Source organism: Pseudomonas sp. NPDC086112 (genome assembly GCF_044746425.1).
Taxonomy (GTDB): domain Bacteria; phylum Pseudomonadota; class Gammaproteobacteria; order Pseudomonadales; family Pseudomonadaceae; genus Aquipseudomonas.
In genome coordinates, this window is the sequence record NZ_JBIVCD010000037.1 from 17,087 (window position 1) to 33,891 (window position 16,805).

The 16,805-nt window shown below is 59.0% G+C and carries 11 protein-coding genes and 1 pseudogene; 5 read left to right on the forward strand and 7 right to left on the reverse strand.

Going from position 1 to position 16,805, the window contains the following annotated elements; all coding sequences use genetic code 11:
• Positions 1-5: 5 nt before the first annotated feature.
• On the forward strand, positions 6-1,547 hold the full coding sequence (locus ACIPLA_RS22090) for an alkaline phosphatase D family protein (protein WP_401175920.1): 1,542 nt from the start codon (positions 6-8) through the stop codon (positions 1,545-1,547).
• Between the two features lie 131 nt (positions 1,548-1,678).
• Here the strand turns inward: ACIPLA_RS22090 and ACIPLA_RS22095 are convergent, their stop codons facing one another.
• Both ACIPLA_RS22095 and ACIPLA_RS22100 read right to left on the reverse strand, forming a co-directional pair.
• Positions 1,679-4,207, reverse strand: coding sequence for a PepSY domain-containing protein (locus ACIPLA_RS22095; protein WP_401175923.1), 2,529 nt, complete (start codon positions 4,205-4,207; stop codon positions 1,679-1,681).
• 277 nt (positions 4,208-4,484) lie between these two features.
• Positions 4,485-6,743, reverse strand: coding sequence for a TonB-dependent receptor (locus tag ACIPLA_RS22100; RefSeq protein ID WP_401175926.1), 2,259 nt, complete (start codon positions 6,741-6,743; stop codon positions 4,485-4,487).
• Positions 6,744-6,950: 207 nt separating this feature from the next.
• On the opposite strand from ACIPLA_RS22100, the gene ACIPLA_RS22105 reads away from it, so the two are divergent.
• Both ACIPLA_RS22105 and ACIPLA_RS22110 read left to right on the forward strand, forming a co-directional pair.
• Positions 6,951-7,631, forward strand: coding sequence for a Fe2+-dependent dioxygenase (locus tag ACIPLA_RS22105; protein ID WP_401175928.1), 681 nt, complete (start codon positions 6,951-6,953; stop codon positions 7,629-7,631).
• A gap of 57 nt (positions 7,632-7,688) precedes the next feature.
• The gene (locus ACIPLA_RS22110) at positions 7,689-8,387 is read left to right on the forward strand and encodes a tetratricopeptide repeat protein (RefSeq protein WP_401175985.1); all 699 of its coding nucleotides are present in this window, start codon (positions 7,689-7,691) and stop codon (positions 8,385-8,387) included.
• Positions 8,388-8,474: 87 nt separating this feature from the next.
• On the opposite strand, the pseudogene ACIPLA_RS22115 reads toward ACIPLA_RS22110, so the two are convergent.
• Positions 8,475-9,637: pseudogene (locus tag ACIPLA_RS22115) on the reverse strand (type III PLP-dependent enzyme).
• A gap of 579 nt (positions 9,638-10,216) precedes the next feature.
• On the opposite strand from ACIPLA_RS22115, the gene ACIPLA_RS22120 reads away from it, so the two are divergent.
• Entirely contained in the window at positions 10,217-11,137 is a 921-nt protein-coding gene (locus tag ACIPLA_RS22120; protein ID WP_401175931.1) for a hypothetical protein, read from the forward strand.
• Positions 11,138-11,213: 76 nt separating this feature from the next.
• Here ACIPLA_RS22120 and ACIPLA_RS22125 read toward each other — a convergent pair whose 3' ends face one another.
• The 4 genes from ACIPLA_RS22125 to ACIPLA_RS22140 are packed head-to-tail and all read right to left on the reverse strand — an operon-like array spanning position 11,214 to position 14,664.
• On the reverse strand, positions 11,214-12,371 hold the full coding sequence (locus tag ACIPLA_RS22125) for a betaine/proline/choline family ABC transporter ATP-binding protein (RefSeq protein WP_095631248.1): 1,158 nt from the start codon (positions 12,369-12,371) through the stop codon (positions 11,214-11,216).
• Positions 12,368-13,021 carry an ABC transporter permease gene (locus tag ACIPLA_RS22130; RefSeq protein ID WP_063341568.1) on the reverse strand — a complete coding sequence of 218 codons (654 nt, stop codon included), beginning with the start codon at positions 13,019-13,021 and terminating at the stop codon, positions 12,368-12,370. The genes ACIPLA_RS22125 and ACIPLA_RS22130 overlap by 4 nt, the downstream gene beginning before the upstream one ends.
• A gap of 12 nt (positions 13,022-13,033) precedes the next feature.
• Complete coding sequence (locus tag ACIPLA_RS22135; RefSeq protein WP_401175935.1) at positions 13,034-13,927, reverse strand: glycine betaine ABC transporter substrate-binding protein; 894 nt, start codon at positions 13,925-13,927, stop codon at positions 13,034-13,036.
• 20 nt (positions 13,928-13,947) lie between these two features.
• A complete protein-coding gene (locus tag ACIPLA_RS22140) occupies positions 13,948-14,664 on the reverse strand; it encodes an ABC transporter permease (protein WP_007900385.1) in 717 nt (238 codons plus the stop codon).
• Positions 14,665-15,053: 389 nt separating this feature from the next.
• On the opposite strand from ACIPLA_RS22140, the gene ACIPLA_RS22145 reads away from it, so the two are divergent.
• Entirely contained in the window at positions 15,054-16,637 is a 1,584-nt protein-coding gene (locus tag ACIPLA_RS22145) for a peptide chain release factor 3 (RefSeq protein ID WP_401175939.1), read from the forward strand.
• The last annotated feature ends 168 nt before the right edge of the window (positions 16,638-16,805 follow it).

The following is a 16,805-nucleotide window of genomic DNA, read 5'->3' on the forward strand; positions in this document are numbered from 1 at the left end:
ACACCATGAGCGAATTCGACCTCGGCCGCCGTCGTGTCATGCAAGCCGTCGGCGCCGGGCTGTTGCTGCCCGGCCTGGCCCCGGCGGTGATTGCTTCGGTCAAGGATCGGCCGCAACTCACCGATGGCGTGCAGTCCGGCGACCTGTTGGGCGACCGGGCGATGATCTGGAGCCGTAGTGACCGCGCGGCGCGGATGGTGGTGGAATGGGACACCCGCAGCCTGTTCAATAACCCTCGTCGATTCGTTTCGCCATTGGCCGATGCCCGCACTGACTTTACCGCCCGGGTCGAACTCACTGGCCTGCCCGCCGATCAGGCGATTTTCTACCGCGTGACGTTCGAAGACGCCCAAAGCGGTGTCGCCAGTGAACCCTGGTTCGGTCATCTGCGCAGTGTGCCAACCGCTCGGCGGGATATTCGGTTTGTCTGGAGCGGCGACACGGTCGGCCAGGGCTTCGGCATCAACCCGGACATCGGCGGCATGCGTATCTACGAAGCGATGCGTCTGCGCCTGCCGGATTTTTTTATCCACAGCGGCGACACCATCTACGCCGACGGCCCGGTGCCGGCGCAACTGACCACCGAAAGTGGCCGGGTGTGGCGCAACATCACCAGCGAAGCCAAGAGCAAAGTCGCCGAAACCCTCGACGACTATCGTGGCAATTACCGTTACAACCTGATGGACGAAAACATCCGCCGCTTCAATGCCGAGGTCCCGCAAATCTGGCAGTGGGACGACCACGAAGTGGTGAACAACTGGTCGCCGGGCAAACAACTGGATGAGCGCTACAAAAGCAAAGATATCCACAGCCTGGTGGGCCGCGCGCGTCAGGCCTGGCTGGAATACGCGCCGATGCGCTTGCAGAGTGCCGATGACGGCGGGCGGATTTATCGCAAGCTGAGTTATGGGCCGCTGCTGGATGTGTTCGTACTCGACATGCGCAGTTATCGCGAAGCCAATGATGACAATCTCGGTGCCGCCAAGCCGTTTCTCGGTCGAGAACAATTGGACTGGCTCAAACGTGAGTTGAAAGGCTCCCAGGCCCAATGGAAAGTCATCGCCGCCGACATGCCTATTGGCCTCGGCGTACCCGACGGAGAAGTCAGCCCTGGTGTGGCGCGTTGGGAGGCGGTGGCTAACGGTGACCCTGGCTCGGCTCAGGGCCGTGAAGTGGAAATCGCCGAACTGCTCGGTTTTCTGCGGGCGCAGCGGGTGCGCAATTTCGTATTCCTCACGGCGGATGTGCATTACTGCGCGGCGCACCATTACCACCCGGACCGCGCGGCGTTTCAGGACTTCGAACCGTTCTGGGAATTTGTCGCGGGGCCGTTGAATGCGGGGAGCTTCGGGCCGAATGCGCTGGATAAAACCTTCGGCCCCGAAGTGGTGTTCGAGAAAGCACCACCGGCGCAGAACACCTCGCCGTTTGCCGGGTTTCAGTTTTTTGGCGAGGTGAACATCGATGGGCAGACGGGGGAGATGAGTGTGGTGTTGCGGGATCTGGATGGGGTGGGGGTGTTTGAGCGCACGTTGCAGCCGGTGTGAGAAGAAGTAAGCCGATACATCGATCAATGTGGGAGCGGGCTTGCTCGCGAAGGCGGCCTGACAGCCAACATCTTTGTTGACTGTTAAATCGCTTTCGCGAGCAAGCCCGCTCCCACATTTTATGGGTTGTGTCAGTAGACGTCGCGGCGGTAGCGGCCTTGTTCGATCAGGCGGTCGAACTCTTCAATCCCAAGCAATTCGTTGAGCGCGTGATCCACCCCTGAAGCCATCCCCTGCAAACTGCCGCAGATGTAAATCACGGCGCCATCGGCCAGCCATTTTTTCAATTCATCGGCAGACTCGCGCAGGCGATCCTGCACATAGATCTTCTCGGCCTGATCTCGCGAGAACGCCAGATCCAGTCGCGTCAGATCACCGTTGATCAACCACTCTTCCAGTTCCGCGCGGCATAGGTAGTCGTGCTCGCGATGACGCTCACCGAACAGCAGCCAGTGACGCTGCTGCCCGTCGGCAATCCGCGCCTTGAGCAAACTGCGCAGCCCGGCCAGCCCGGTGCCGTTGCCCAGCAGAATCATCGGCACGGGTTCGTTCGGTAGATGGAAACCACTGTTGCGGCGTACCCGCAAACTGATGCTGCTACCCACAGGCGCGTGTTCGGTCAGCCAACCGGAACCAACGCCCAGGCTGCCGTCGGCATGCAATTCCTGACGCACGATCAATTCCAGCACGCCGTCGGCGGCGATCGAGGCGATGGAGTATTCGCGCATGGCCAACGGCACCAAGGCGTCTGCCAGCGCTTGTGCATGCAGACCGACCAGATGCGCGCGGTTCTCGGGCAGTTGGCGGCTGGCCAGGGCTTGTTCCAGCGTTTGCGACAGGCCATCGAACTCAACCGTGGCCCGACCGTCGATCCCCAGGCCGTCGAGGAAATGCTCGATGGCCCACGGACAATTGCGCGGCAGCACTTCCACCAGATCCCCGGCCAGCCAACTGCTGGTGGTGGGGGCGCTGAGGCCGAGCAAATACACGGGCGAACCGCTGCTGTCCGGGTTCATCAATTCGCGGCGGGTCAGGGTCCAGTTGTCGTAGCTCGGCGCTTGCCAGGTATCCACCGGCGCCTGGCCCGTCAGCAGGCCGAGTTGCTGTTGCCAGTGACGCAGGGCGTAGGGGTCGCCGCTGTCGACCTCCACCGGGGCGAACAAAGTCTTGCCGCCGTGCTCACCCAGCCAGGTGTGCAAGCGACGGGCGAAGCCGCAGAAGTGTTGGTACTGACGGTCACCGAGGCCGAGCACGGCATAGTTCAGGCTGTCGAAGCTCAGCGCACGCCCCAGTACTTTGCGTTCGAATCCTCGGGCGCTGTCCGGCGCTTCACCGTCGCCGAAGGTGCTGACCACAAACAGCGCGTTGCTGGAATCCTGCAGGTCCTGTTCGCTGACATTGGCCAACGGTTGGACCTTCACCGGCAACCCGGCGGCCTGCAATTGTCCGGCGGTCTGCCAGGCGAGCTGTTCGGCGAACCCGCTCTGGCTGGCGAAGCCGATCAGCCATGCCGGTGCATCACCGCCCGGTTGTGCGAGGCCTTTGCGGGCGTCGTTGATCTGGCGTTTCTTGCGTCGACGGTCCAGGTACAGCAACCAGCCAGTGATGAAAAACAGCGGCATGGTCAGCGCGGCGATGGTCAGGATAATCCGCCCGATCATCCCGAAATAACTGCCGACGTGCAGCGCATAGATGCTGGTCAGCAGTTGTGCCTTGAGGCTCTTGTCGCTGTAGCGGTCATGACGGCTGACGATGCCGGTCGCCGGATCGAGGGTGAGCTGGTTCCGTGCCTGGTCGTGGGGGGAATTCTTCAGCAGGTAGAACACCGTTGCCGGTTGCCCGGCCACGGGCGGCATACGCACGTTGTAGGAGGCAAGCCCTGGGCCGGCGGCGCTGTAGATGCTGCTCCATATCGCCGCGTAATCGCCAGTGGGGGCCGGGCCGCTTGGCGCAGGACCGCGACCACTGCGCACCCGTTCGTTCTGCGGCGAATCGGAAAGCAGTCGGGTCAGGCCTTTGTTGTACCACTCGTACGACCAGGATAGCCCGGTGAGCGCTGCCAAAAGATAGAACACCAGGCACCAGGTACCAGCCACTGAGTGCAAATCCCAGTTGAAGCTGCGACCTTTTTTATTCCAGTCCAGGGTCAGCCAGGCGCGCCAGCTTTTCCACTGGCGTGGCCAACGCAGGTACAGGCCGGACAGGCAGAAGAACAGCAGAATCAGGGTACAGGCGCCGGTGATCTGCCGGCCGATATCGCCCATGGCCAGGACCCGGTGCAGTTGCAGCATCAGGCCAAAGAAATCCTGGCCGGTGACGTCGCCCATGAACTCGCCGGTGTACGGGTCGAAGTAACGCATCGGCCCGCGACGTTCACCGGGTGGCGCCGTGAAGATCACCCGCGCGGCGTTGCCGCTGTCGCTCTCGACCCAGAGCATCGAGACTTTCTTGCCCGAAGCACCTTCGATTTTTTCTACCAGCTCGGCAGGTGGCAGTACGCCGGCAATCTGCTTTTCGACGTGCAGCACAGAGGGGTTCAACGCCCGCAGGATTTCATCCTGGAACGATACCGCCGCCCCGGTGATGCCCATCAGGGCCAGGACCAGTCCGGCGCTGATGCCGAAAAACCAGTGCAACTGGAACAGGGATTTCTTCAACACGTCGCTCGCCTTGTTCGTTCAAAAGTCATCATCACGGCGCGCATTATGCCGTGAGTTGTCGAGAAGCATTCTTTTTTACACACAAAAGCCCCGTTCACTTCGATGAACGGGGCTTTGGCCTGATGCCAGTCAGTTAAGTGAATGAACCGCTTTTCGTAGGAGCCAGGCTTGCCGGCGAAGGCGCTCTTAAGGACGTCTTCGCCGGCAAGCCTGGCTCCTACAGGTCCGATTTACCCTTAACCAACTGGCATTGGGCTTTGGCCTTTCGCTTCTGTTATCAGAAGTGGAAGTTGGCGCTCAGCAGGGCAGTACGGCCCGCTGCAACGTGGGCGTAGTGGTTCTGGAGTATCTGGTCGAAGTAACGCTCGTCGGTCAGGTTCTGTACGTTGAGTTGCAGGTCGACGTTCTTGGTCAGGCGGTAGCTGGCCATCGCGTCGTAACGCCAGTAAGACGGGATCTCCACCGAGTTGGCGACGTTGCCGAACTGGGAATCGACGTAGGTCGCACCGGCACCGACGGTCAACTTGTCCGGCACCAGGTCGTAGGTCGACCAGAACGTGAAGTTGTTCTGTGGCGTGCTTGGCATGTGGTTGCCTTCATCGGCGGCGAGGGTGGTTTTGACCACTTCGCTGTCCATGTAGGTGTAGCCGCCGAAGACTCTCCAGTTACGGGTCAGCTTGCCGGCGTAGCTCAGTTCCAGGCCATTGACCTGCTGTTCGCCGTCCAGTACTTGCGTGGTGCCGCCGTCCGGATCGTTGATCCGCGCGTTGGTTTTCTCGGTGCGGAACAGCGCAGCGGTCAGCGACAGATCGTCACCGAAGAAGTCCCACTTGGTGCCGATTTCGTAGTTGCGGTTCTTTTCCGGGTCCAGACGGCTGTTGTTCGCTGCCAGTTCCAGGCCACCGTTGCCGCTGGTTTCGCCGGCCGGGTTGCTGGAGGTCGAGTAGGCCGCGTAAATGCTGCCGTTAGGCAACGGGTTGTAGACCACGCCGATCTGGTAGTTCACCAGGTCGCTGGTGTTCGCACGGGAGAAGTCGTTCGCTGGCGCTGTGCTGCTGGCGTTGGCGTGGCCGCTGGATTCGACCTGGTAGTTGTCATAACGCAGGCCCAGGTTCAGGGACCATTGCTCGTTGAACTTCAGGGTATCGAACGCGTAGGCCGCGGCGGTTTTGGTGTTGGTGTCAGTGAACGCGGTGCTGTCGGTGATCCTGCCATTCCAGTTATCCCCAGGCGTCGGGTTGTACAGGCTGGTGCAGTCGCCGGAGTTGAACAGGGCGCGGTTGCATCGAGTGCCGCTGGCGGTGGAGGTCAGGGTGTACGGGCGGTTGTGGGTGTCCTGATAGGAAAACTCCAGACCGGTCACCAGACTGTGCTCGATGGCGCCGGTGTTGAACTTGGCGCTCAGGTCGGTCTGGTTGATCCAGCCGCTGGACGTCGAGTTACGGCTCTTCGCACCCCGGTACACGTTGCCATTGACCACGTTGCCCTTGCTGTCGTCCGGGTTGGTGACGATGTAGTCCAGGGTCGAACGGGACATGCGGAAGCTGTTCGATACGGTCAGGTCATCATTCAGATCGTGTTCGATCTTGAGGGTGCCGCTGTCATTGGTGGTCTGGCGAAAGTCGCGACCGGTGAGGCCGTAGAAGTTGTCGCGATCGACATGTGCAGGTTTATCGACGTTGTACTTGCTGCGGTTGGGGCTCAACGTCAAGGGGATGCCATAGTCGGGCATGTCGTCGGTCTCGACGTGGTAGTAGCCGACGGTCAAGCGGGTATCGGTGCCCAGGCCGAAGGCGAAGGACGGTGCGACGCCCCAGCGACTGACGTCTACAGTGTCACGGCCGGCGACGTTGGCTTCGTGCTTCATCAGGTTCAGGCGCAAGGCCGAGGTGTCGGTCATCTGCTGGTTCAGATCAAGGGTGGTGCGCTGGGTCTGGTCCGAGCCCCAGGTGAAGCCGCCGTTGTAGGAATTGCCTAGCTTGGGGGTCTTGCTCACCAGGTTCAGACTGCCACCGGTGGAGCCGGCGCCGGTGAAGGCTGAACCCGGGCCCTTGCTGACTTCGATCGATTCAACGTTGAAGATCTCGCGGCTTTGGGACGCAGGGTCGCGCATGCCATCGACAAACGTGTCGCTTTCGGCGTTGAAGCCGCGAATGATCGGACGATCGCCGGCCGGGTTACCGCCCTCGCCGGCACCGAAGGTGATGCCCGGGGTGGTGCGCAGGGCGTCGACCAGGCTGGTGGCGCCGGTGTCGCGAATCACTTGTTGCGGGATCACAGTGACGCTTTTCGGCGTCTCGCGCAGTGGCGCGGTGTACTTCTTGGAAGCCGAAGTATCGGTCTTGTAGGAGGTGTCGTTCTGCTCGCCCACAACGCTGGTCGCGTCCAGGGAAATCGCATTGTTCGGTGCTTTTTCGTCAGTCTTCTCCGCCGCGAAAACCATATGGCTCGCAGAGCCGGCAGTGATCGCCACGCCAATTGCAGACGCGAGCAAACGCGGTGAACCGACCGTTAATTGTAGTTGTTGGCGTGACATGTGAATTCCCCTCCCCAAGGATTTGAGGCCGCGGAATGTAGAGTAAATACGTATTTGTATCAATTGCGAAACGTTACTATTCGCGACGAATTTACATTCTTTACAATTTACCTTTACGGTTTTTGCCGTTTCATTCGTCGCACGGGTTTTACACAGGCAATAAGAATCAATACCATTGGCGCCCCTTCGCCTTCAGGTGGTCTTTCCATGTTGCTGCACATTCCCGGCGTGTTCGCGAAAGAAGAAGTGCAGCGCATTCGCGAAGCCCTGACGCTGGCGGATTGGGCCGATGGCAAAATCACCGCCGGTTACCAGTCGGCCAAGGCCAAGCACAATCTGCAACTGCCGGAAGGGCATCCGTTGGCCAAGGAAATCGGTGCCGCGATGCTTGAACGGTTGTGGAAAAATCCGCAGTTCATGTCGGCGGCATTACCGCACAAGGTCTTCCCTCCGTTACTGAACTGCTACACGGCCGGTGGCAGTTTCGACTTCCACATCGACAACGCCGTGCGTCAACCCAAGGGCAGCATCGAGCGTGTGCGCACCGACCTGTCGGCGACGTTGTTTTTCAGTGAACCGGAGGACTACGACGGCGGCGAACTGGAAATCCAGGACACCTTCGGTACTCAGCGCGTGAAATTGCCGGCAGGCGACATGGTCCTGTATCCCGGCACCAGCCTGCACAAGGTCAACGCCGTCACTCACGGCACCCGTTACGCCTCGTTTTTCTGGACGCAAAGCCTGGTGCGTGAAGACAGCCAGCGCGCCTTGCTGTTCGAGATGGACGGGGCGATTCAGCAACTGACCCAGGACATGCCCGACCATCCTTCATTGATCCGCTTGACCGGCACCTATCACAACCTGTTGCGTCGCTGGGTCGAGGTGTAAGTGACGGACTTTCGGTTGCACCGCGAGGAAATCCTCGACGGCGACCGCCTCAAATCGATGCTCGAAGAAAGCCCGGCGCGAGCGGCTCAGGCGATCCTGATCGCCGCCCGTGAAGGCGTGCTCGATGCTCAGGCGTTGCTCGGGCAGATCCTGCTGGACGGCCGTGGCATCGCTCAGGATCAGCCGCTGGCGCTGCGCTGGTTCGAGATCGCCGCCCAGGGTGGACACTCTATGGCGCGCAACATGCTCGGCCGTTGTCATGAACATGGCTGGGGTTGCACCGCCGATGCTTCGATAGCCGCGGGGCATTATCGTGTTGCCGCTGAAGCCGGACTGGATTGGGCGATGTACAACTACGCCAATCTGCTGGCTACTGGTCGTGGAGTGATCGAGGATCAGGTGCAAGCGCTGAGTCTGTATCGGCAAGCAGCTGAATTGGGCCATGCGAAGTCGATGAACCTGCTGGGGCGTTATCTGGAAGAAGGCCGGGTTTGCCCGGCAGATCCGCAAGCAGCCCGTGACTGGTATCGACGCTCGGCGGTCGGCGGGGATTTTCGTGGGCAATTCAGTTATGCAGCGGTGTTGGCGGATGAAGGCAAGATCGACGAGGCGCTGGGTTGGCTGCACAAGGCACTGGATGGCGGGAATCTGAATTTCTTGCGGGTGGCGAGCAAAGCACTGTTGAACGCGGTGAATCCGCAAATTCGTAAGTTGGCCAAAGACTACACGCAACGCTGCGCAGAGCTGAACCTGTAGGGAAAAATGCGGGTTTCCCGAGGCGTATTTCAGACACAAAAAAGCCCATGACACGTCATGGGCTTTTTGATTTTCTGCGTGTGGTTTTTACACGTAGAACGACTTCAGCGGCGGGAAGCCGTTGAATTCAACAGCGCTGTAGCTGGTGGTGTACGCACCGGTCGACAACCAGTACAAACGGTCACCGATCGCCAGGTTCAGCGGCAGGCCGTACTTGTAGTTTTCGTACATGATGTCGGCGCTGTCGCAGGTTGGACCGGCGATGACCACTTCTTCCATCTCGCCTTTCTTCTCGGTCCAGATCGGGAACTTGATGGCTTCGTCCATGGTTTCGATCAGGCCAGAGAATTTGCCCACATCCGTGTACACCCATCGCTCGACGGCGGTACGGGATTTACGCGCGACCAGCACCACTTCACTGACCAGGATGCCGGCGTTGGCGATCAGCGAGCGGCCTGGCTCGAGGATGATTTCCGGCAGGTCGTCGCCGAAGTCTTCCTTGAGGAAACGGATGATTTCTTCAGCGTAGGTTTCCAGGCTATTGGTGCGGGTGATGTAGTTGGCCGGGAAGCCACCGCCCATGTTGATCGCTTCAGGTGGATGCCGTCTTCTTCTTTCAGGCGTTCGAAGATCACTTTGACCTTGGCGATCGCCGCGTCCCAGACGCTGATGTCGCGCTGCTGCGAACCAACGTGGAACGAGATGCCGTAAGGCACCAGGCCCAGGTCGCGAGCGAGGATCAGCAGGTCCATGGCCATGTCGGTCTGGCAGCCGAATTTGCGCGACAAAGGCCAGTCGGCGGTGGTCGAGCCTTCAGTCAGGATGCGCACGTAGACTTTCGAGCCCGGAGCTGCCTTGGCGATGTTGCGCAGGTCGGCTTCGGAGTCGGTGGCGTACAGACGCACGCCCTTGTCGTAGAAGTAGCGAATGTCTTTGGATTTCTTGATGGTGTTGCCGTAGCTGATGCGATCCGGGCCGACGCCCTGGTTCATCACTTTGTCGAGCTCGTAGATCGAGGCGATGTCGAAGTTCGAGCCTTTTTCTTTGAGCAGGTCGATGATTTCAACGGCCGGGTTGGCCTTGACTGCGTAGTAGACCTTGGCGAATTCGAAACCGGCGCGCAGGTCGTCGTAGGCCTGGCTGATCATCGCGGTGTCGATCACCACGAACGGGGTTTCTTGTTTGTCGGCGAACGCCTTCATTTTCTGGAAGGTATCGCGCGCGAAATAGTCTTCGACGTTGATCGACATGCTGGGAACTCCTACTGGCAAACTGAAATTATCAATGGGTGCAAATGAACGCCCTCCGTATCCCCACTTTGGTTCGCCTACTTCCCAAGGCATGTCGCCGAAAGCAAAAAGGCCATGGGAGGCGGTGCTTTCCCTTGGCCTTGCTGTCTCGTCGTCAGTACTTGAGCCGGATGGATCGTTTCCAGCATGGACGTTCGGCGCGAACTTTAGGGCGTGAGGCGCTTGAGATCAACAAAAAATGTCGCGTTTTTGCACGCTTCCGTCGTGCGGTCCCGCTCAGTCTCTGATGTAACCGACCCACATGACAGGTTGATGTTCCCCTGATCCTTCATTTTTCGTCGGGTGCAGTGATCGACGAGATGGTTATAAGTGGTGGGTTTTAATCTCGAACAATTATGGCCAAGGCATCATTACTGTTATTTCTAGCAGGTGTGGGATGGCTGCGATCTTATTAAGGTAACAACACTTTTATTTTATCTGTGGGCTCTTTCGGGCACGCCATCAAAATGAACAGCTGTCGCTGTGGTGCTGTGTGTGTTTGTTTCTACCTTGAATATTAGTCGCAGGGAGTGCATGAAGATGAATAGAATAATTGTCTGGTTGATGGCATTAGTGCTGGCTGGCTGTGCGACACAAGAAGTTGCACCGGTCAAGGTGCAGGGTTCCGATGAGCAAGTTATCGAGTCTTCCGCGGTCGGTACATTAGGCGCGGCATCCGGCCCGGTGACCGCGCAATACCTCACGGAACGTTACCACAATAAGGTGAGCATGTGCGGCAATAACCCTTCTGCACCGGCCTTCCTGTGTTCGGGCGTGCTGTTACGTGCCACCCAACATTCCACCCAATTTCACTTCTGGAACCCGAATCCCACAGCTACCGGGGTTTCGTTTTCCTATCTGCGGGCGGACGCCAAGTTTAACAAACTGGTGTTTGGCTACAATAATGGCTTTATTTTTTATCCGATATTTTTTGCTCCTGGCGATAAGATGGATCCGGAAATACTCTGTTTCTTTCCGGTGGATGGGGCAACTAACAGTCGAGAACAACAGGGGTGCGGACAAGTTCCCGGCGTTCCTTCCGGAAGGCCCTGTCAGTCTCAAGGCATTAACACCGCAGCTCAATACATGACTCATTACAATAGCCATCCGTCCAAGTATGGCAAATTGTGCGGATTTGACGTTCGCGACGCTTTAGACCAGGGGGCAACCACTGCCTTCAATGAAGCGATTAAAGCACAGGGGATGGGTGGCACCTTTGCTTTCAATACGCAGAACGAATTCCGCATGGCCAAATGGGCTCAGAATATGGGTAAAACCCTCCCGGTCGAGGCGGTTTTCTATATCAACGATGCCGGTAAGGCGGGGGCGCAATATGACCAGCGAGACTTCAAGACGCAAACCGGCATCTGGATCCCGATGATCCGTATAACGTTTCCGCAAACGACCACTGCTGATGCGATCTTCCAGTTCATTCCCGCCGATCAGGCGATCTCCTCCTGATTGAACTACTTGGCCGCGCTCCCACAGGTACGGCGGAGAACCTGTAGGAGCGAGGCTTGCCCGCGAAGACGTCAGATCAGGCGACAGCAGTCTCGGCCGGCGAAACAATACTGGTCTTGCCCCCACGAGACTTGCCGGAGCTCAAGTACTCGGCAATCGATTCCTGAGTCACCTCACCCAGGAACACCCGCTCGGCATCCATCACCGGCAGCCACGAGCGGTTGAACTCGTACATGCGCGACAGCAGGATGCGCAAATGCTCGTCGTACGCCGCGGTGGCGTTGAACTCGCGCAGGTATTGCGCGCAGGTGCCGGTCTGACGGTGCAGATCGCGGCGGCGCACGTAGCCCAAGGCCTTGTTCTCGGCACAGGTCACCACCACGTAGCGACGGTCCAGTTCGTCCATCAACTCCAGCGCTTCGGCCACCGGCGTTTCCGGGCTCACCGATGGCGCGTTGTCCGCCGCGTCTTCGGCTTTCACCAGCAGCAGACGCTTGAGGGTGCTGTCCTGGCCGACGAAGTTGCTGACAAAGTCGTCCGCCGGGTGCGCCAGCAGCGTATCCGGGTGATCGATTTGCAGCAGTTTACCCGCGCGGAAAATCGCGATCTTGTCGCCGAGCTTGATCGCTTCGTCAATGTCGTGGCTGACCATGATCACGGTCTTGTTCAGCGCCCGTTGCATCTCGAAGAACTCGTTCTGAATCATCTCGCGGTTGATCGGGTCGACCGCGCCGAACGGCTCGTCCATCAACAACAGCGGCGCATCCGCTGCCAGCGCGCGAATCACGCCGATCCGCTGCTGCTGGCCACCGGACAATTCACGCGGGTAGCGAGTCAGGTACTGCTTGGGTTCGAGTTTTATCATGCTCATCAACTCGCGGGCGCGGTCGTGGCATTTCTGTTTGTCCCAGCCCAGCAGGCGCGGAACGATGGTGATGTTTTCCTCGATGGTCATGTTCGGGAACAGACCGATCTGCTGGATCACATAACCGATGTTGCGGCGCAGGGTCACGGCGTCGAGGTCAGTGGTGTCTTCGCCGTTGATCAGGATCTTGCCCGAGGTTGGCTTGATCAGGCGGTTGATCATCTTCAGCGTGGTGCTTTTACCGCAACCCGATGGCCCGAGGAACACACAGATTTCGCCTTCATTGACGGTCAGGCTCACCGAGTCCACGGCTTTCACATCTTTGCCGTTGCTTTGGAAGGTCTTGCTGAGGTTTTGAAGTTCGATCATTTCAGGAGTCCTTTTGGAGTCAGCGTGCGTTGCAGCCATTGCAGAAGCAGGTCGGCGAAGATGGCCAGGAGACTGACCAGCACGGCGCCGACGATCAGCATCGACATGTCGCTGCGGCTGATGGAAGCGAGAATGAGTACACCGAGGCCACCGGCACCGATGGTCGCGGCGATGGTCATTACACCGATGTTCATGACCACGGCGGTGCGGACACCGGCGAGGATCACCGGCACGGCAATCGGCAATTCGACCATGCGCAGGCGCTGGCCGAAGGTCATGCCAATACCGCGCGCTGCTTCGCGAATGCCAGGTTCCACGCCGGTCAGCGCCAGATAGGTGTTACGCATGATCGGCAGCAGGGAGTACAGAAACACTGCGGTGATCGCCGGCATCGGGCCGAGGCCCTGGCCGAATTTCGAATAGAACGGCAGCAGCAGGCCGAACAGCGCAATCGATGGCACGGTCAGCAACACCGTAGCGCTGGCTTGCAACGGGCCGGCCAGTGTCGGGAAGCGGGTCATCAGGATGCCCAACGGCACGCCGACCACAATCGCCAGGGTCACGGCGATGCCAACCAGGGTGATGTGCTGCCAGGTCAGGTGTAAAACCTGCGGCCAATCGAGATGGGAAAAGGCGTTCAAGAATTCCATGGCTTTTCCTCCTCAGTTGATGGGGTGCTTGCGCAGGAAATCTGCAGCAACGGATGAAGGGCTTTCGTGATCGACATCGACCCGCGCGTTGAGCTGACGCATGGTGGCGTCGTCGAACAGTTCGGCCAGCGGCTTGAGTTCTTCGGCGAGTTTCGGGTGGGCGTCGAGGTAAACCTGACGCACCACCGGCGCGGCGGTGTAGTCCGGGAAGTAGTGCTTGTCGTCTTCCAGCAACTTGAGCTTGAAGGCGTTCAAACGACCGTCGGTGGTGTAGACCAGACCGGCGAACACCTGGCCATTGCGCAGGGCGGTGTAGACCAAACCAGCATCCATCTGCCGGATGTTTTTGCGGGTAAGGTTCATGCCGTAGAGGTCGACCATGCCGTCCAGACCGTCGGAACGGTTGGCGAACTCGGTGTCCAGGGCGACGAGGTGATTGGTCTTCACCTCAGCCTGCAGCACTGTGTTCAGCTCGCTGATGGTGTTGATCTGCGGATACGCTTTTGCGGTGTTTTCCGGCAGTGCCAGGGCGTAGGTATTGCTGAACTTCGACGGGGTAAGCCAGACCAGGCCTTTTTTCGCGTCGAGTTCTTTCACCCGGGCGTAGGACTGAGCGCTATCGAGCTTGTCGGTGACGTGGTTGTAAGCCACCAGCGACACGCCAGTGTATTCCCACATCAAATCCAGCTGACCACTTTCGTGGGCGCTGCGGGCCAGGTTGCTGCCCAGGCCGCCGGTCACTTGGGTGTCGTAACCCTTGGTGCGCAGGTATTGGGAAGTGATTTCCGCCAGCAGGGTTTGTTCGGTGAACACCCGGGCGCCGATGCGGATCACGGGTTTTTCAGCGGCTTGGGCAAATCCTGCGAACAGCAGGGCGCAGCCTAGTATTAAGCTTACTTTTTTCATGTTGATTCCTTTGCCGAGGCTTAAGACGGGCGCAAGCCGCGTTCGAGCCAGAGGCGGCTGGCGAGTGTCACCAGTCCGTCGAGCAGCAAGGCCAGCAGGGCGGTGCACGCCGCGCCGAGCAGCAGTTGCGGCTGATTGTTCAGGGCGATGCCGGGGAAAATCAGGCTGCCGAGGCTGTTGGCGCCAATCAGGAACGCCAGCGGTGCCGTACCGACGTTGATCGCCAGCGCCACGCGCACACCACCGATGATGATCGGCACGGCGTTCGGCAGTTCGACCCGCCATAGCACCTGAGTCGGTGTCATGCCGATGCCGACGGCCGCTTCCTTCAGCGAACCCTGGACGTTTTTCAGGCCTTCATAGGTGTTGCGCACAATCGGCAACAGTGAGGCGAGGAACAAGGCGAAGATCGCAGGACCGCTGCCGATGCCGAGGATACCCAGGGCGATGGCCAGTACGGCGAGAGGCGGCACGGTGTTGCCGATGTTGAAGATCTGCATGAAGCGTTCGGCGCGGCCAACCATGGTCGGGCGGCTGAGGAAGATACCGGCGGGTATGCCCACTACAAGGGCGGCCAGCATGGAAACGAGGACGAGAATCAGATGAGCTTGCAGGTAAAACAACAAATCGTCGCGGTATTGTTCGATCGTGTTGATGCCAATCCAGTGGACCAGCAGGGCCAGAAGGGCGACGACAACCGCACCTCCTATCAGCCCTTTGCCATAGCGAATAGCCACAGGCGGACTCCTTTTTTCTTTGTCGGCGAACGCAGTCCCGTGTGGCAATGCCATTCCTGGCTGCCGGGAAAACAACGTTCGCGAGAAGCAGCTCTTCATGCTGATAAAACCGCATGAGATCGAGCCATAAGCGCAGCCTCGTCAGGCCAACTTGCTGATTTTTCAGCCCCTGGTACGAGTGCCGTAACAGGGGAGTGGACGTCTTCACCTTTTAAAAGGTTCCATAATTAACAGCATTTAGCCACCCCGCATCTTGTTTGGCCCGTGTAGCAGCTGCCGAGCCTGCGAGGCTGCGTTCGGCAGCTGCTACAGGGCGAACGGTGGTCCGTCAGGCTCGGTTTGCGCTATACTCGCCGCCCTTTTTTGAATCACCTGCCAGGCGATTTCCCATGACCAAACAGGCCGCCGAAGTCGCGAAACGCCGCACTTTCGCCATTATTTCCCACCCCGATGCCGGTAAAACCACCATCACCGAGAAGCTCTTGCTGATGGGCAAGGCGATTGCGATTGCGGGCACGGTGAAATCTCGAAAATCCGACCGCCATGCCACCTCCGACTGGATGGAAATGGAAAAGCAGCGTGGTATCTCGATTACCACGTCGGTCATGCAGTTCCCGTATCGCGATCACATGATCAACCTGCTCGACACCCCGGGCCACGAAGACTTCTCCGAAGATACCTACCGCACCCTGACAGCGGTGGACTCGGCATTGATGGTTCTCGACGGCGGTAAGGGTGTAGAGCCTCGGACCATCGCCCTGATGGACGTCTGCCGTCTGCGTGACACGCCGATCGTCAGCTTCATCAACAAACTCGACCGTGACATTCGCGACCCGATTGAACTGCTCGACGAAATCGAAGCGGTCCTGAAGATCAAGGCGGCGCCGATCACCTGGCCGATCGGCTGCTACCGCGACTTCAAGGGTGTTTATCACCTCGCCGACGATTACATCATCGTCTACACCGCCGGCCACGGTCACGAGCGCACTGAAACCAAAATCATCGAGAAACTCGACTCCGATGAAGCCCGCGCGCACTTGGGCGATGAGTACGATCGCTTCGTTGATCAGCTGGAACTGGTGCAGGGCGCCTGTCACGAATTCAATCAACAGGAATTCCTCGACGGCCAACTGACGCCGGTATTCTTCGGTACTGCATTGGGCAACTTCGGTGTCGATCACGTGCTCGACGCCGTGGTCAACTGGGCGCCGAAACCGCTGGCCCGTGTCGCCAATGAGCGCACCGTGGAGCCGGTTGAAGAGAAGTTCGCCGGCTTCGTGTTCAAGATCCAGGCGAACATGGACCCGAAACACCGCGACCGCATCGCCTTCATGCGTATCTGCTCTGGCAAGTACGAAAAAGGCATGAAAATGCGCCACGTGCGTACCGGCAAAGACGTACGGATCGGCGATGCGCTGACCTTCTTCTCCTCCGAGCGTGAGCAACTGGAAGAAGCGTTTGCCGGCGACATCATCGGCTTGCACAACCACGGCACCATCCAGATCGGCGACACCTTCACCGAAGGCGAAGTCCTGGGCTTCACCGGCATCCCGCACTTCGCCCCGGAACTGTTCCGTCGCGTGCGTCTGCGTGATCCGCTGAAATCCAAGCAACTGCGTCAGGGCTTGCAGCAACTGGCCGAAGAAGGCGCCACTCAGGTGTTCTTCCCCGAGCGCAGCAACGACATCATCCTGGGTGCCGTCGGTGTGCTGCAGTTCGACGTGGTCGCCAGCCGTTTGAAAGAGGAATACAAGGTCGAGTGCTCATATGAGCCGATCACTGTTTATTCCGCGCGCTGGATTGATTGCGACGATAAGAAGAAGTTCGAGGAATTCCGGGTCAAGGCCGTGGAAAACCTTGCGGTCGACGGCGGTGGTCACCTGACCTACCTGGCTCCGACGCGGGTTAACCTGGCGCTGATGGAAGAGCGCTGGCCGGATGTGAAATTCCGTGCGACGCGTGAGCATCATTAATCGCTGAGCCGTAACACCAAAGCCCCGATGCGTAAGCCTCGGGGCTTTTTTATTGATCAATGAATTTCCCTGTGGCGAGGGAGCTTGCTCCCGCTGGGCTGCGAAGCGGCCCCAAAACCATTCACTGTGGTAGTTCAGTCAAACTGCATTCTTCGGGTTTACGTCTGC

Coding starts and splice junctions, on each gene's coding strand:
- ACIPLA_RS22145 (WP_401175939.1), top strand. CDS start 15,054: ATGACCAAACAGGCCGCCGAAGTCGCGAAACGCCGCACTTTCGCCATT.
- ACIPLA_RS22130 (WP_063341568.1), bottom strand. CDS start 13,021: ATGGAATTCTTGAACGCCTTTTCCCATCTCGATTGGCCGCAGGTTTTA.
- ACIPLA_RS22135 (WP_401175935.1), bottom strand. CDS start 13,927: ATGAAAAAAGTAAGCTTAATACTAGGCTGCGCCCTGCTGTTCGCAGGA.
- ACIPLA_RS22090 (WP_401175920.1), top strand. CDS start 6: ATGAGCGAATTCGACCTCGGCCGCCGTCGTGTCATGCAAGCCGTCGGC.
- ACIPLA_RS22125 (WP_095631248.1), bottom strand. CDS start 12,371: ATGATCGAACTTCAAAACCTCAGCAAGACCTTCCAAAGCAACGGCAAA.
- ACIPLA_RS22110 (WP_401175985.1), top strand. CDS start 7,689: ATGCTCGAAGAAAGCCCGGCGCGAGCGGCTCAGGCGATCCTGATCGCC.
- ACIPLA_RS22105 (WP_401175928.1), top strand. CDS start 6,951: ATGTTGCTGCACATTCCCGGCGTGTTCGCGAAAGAAGAAGTGCAGCGC.
- ACIPLA_RS22100 (WP_401175926.1), bottom strand. CDS start 6,743: ATGTCACGCCAACAACTACAATTAACGGTCGGTTCACCGCGTTTGCTC.
- ACIPLA_RS22120 (WP_401175931.1), top strand. CDS start 10,217: ATGAATAGAATAATTGTCTGGTTGATGGCATTAGTGCTGGCTGGCTGT.